The organism is Kitasatospora sp. NPDC007106, from assembly GCF_040634455.1.
GTDB classification, from domain to species: Bacteria; Actinomycetota; Actinomycetes; order Streptomycetales; family Streptomycetaceae; genus Kitasatospora; species Kitasatospora arboriphila.
On sequence record NZ_JBEYFP010001431.1, the window covers coordinates 1 to 1,089 of the forward strand.

At 72.1% G+C, this 1,089-nt stretch carries 1 protein-coding gene and 1 pseudogene; both read right to left on the reverse strand.

Annotated features, from left to right (window positions below; all coding sequences use genetic code 11):
• A pseudogene (locus ABZ641_RS39045) lies at window positions 1-295 on the reverse strand (hypothetical protein); the annotation flags it as partial.
• Between the two features lie 42 nt (window positions 296-337).
• Window positions 338-859 (reverse strand): flavodoxin domain-containing protein, encoded by a 522-nt coding sequence (locus ABZ641_RS39050; protein WP_359989467.1) that lies wholly within the window; start codon window positions 857-859, stop codon window positions 338-340.
• Between the last annotated feature and the right edge of the window lie 230 nt (window positions 860-1,089).

The window sequence follows — 1,089 nt, forward strand, 5'->3', positions numbered from 1 at the left end:
GGCCCGGGGGGCCGACGGCCGCGGCGAGGGTGGTGGCCGTCGCCGGGTGGCGGTGCTCGGCCGTCCGCCGGGCGTCGGCCCGCATGTCGTGCAGCAGGACCTGGGCGGTCACCAGGGCGGCGGCGACCGAGAGGACGGCGAGCAGCACGGCGCCGACGAGCAGTCGGCTGCGGGCGCGGTCCGCCGTGCGGCAGAGCGGGTTGCGGTCGAGGCCGGCGGCCCGGCGCAGGTGGCGGAGGACCGGACGGCCCGCCTCGGACGGGGCGGGGCGAAGTGGATGCGGCGGGCATGGCACGCCTCCTCGGGTCTGCTGCCGGGGCAGTGTCGTGACGATCCGTCAGTCCTTGGTCGGGCCGGCTTCGTCCGCGCGGAGTTCGGCGCCGATCTCCTGTGCCCAGCGCCGGATGTGCTCGGGGCTCCGGAAGTCGCCGCCCTTGCCGTGCCTGACCATGCTCCGCGCGACGAAGCCCGGCGTTTCGGCGGTCACACTGCCGCCGAAGGTGACGTGCCCCCGCGCGTGGAGGTGCTCCAACTCCTCGGCCACCTGGGCGACCGGCGGGATCTCGTGCTGTTCGGCAGAGCTGTCGACCGGCCCGCTGCTGAACAGCCAGACGGGCCGCCGTGCCAGTTCGTCGGCGTGGCGGTGGGCGCAGCGGAGCGCATCGTGCTGCCAGTGGTTCATGTAGAGCGCGCTGCCGAGGACGACGGCGTCGAAGTCCGCCACGGTGGTGACCTCGGCGGCGGGGACGACCTCGGTCGCGAAGCCCTCCTCGTCCAGGACCCGCCCGATCTCCTCGGCGATGCCGGCCGTGGCGCCGTGCTTGGTGCCGTACGCCACGAGGACCCGCTGCTTCGTCATGGTGTGCCTCCCGCGGAATCGGTCCCCTGAGGGGCCGGCCGGGCTTGTGCTTCCAGTTTCGTCCCGGTCCGGTCCGCGGCGACAGGGCCGCGTGTCCCGTTCCCAGGGCCGAACGGTCCCTGCCTGCAGGGGAGGCCGGGGTGTGCAGATCGGAAGAGCGTCGTGAAGTGAATGTTGGTTGTGGATTATGTTTAGATGAGGGTGGTGTACTAATGATTAAAAGTATGTTT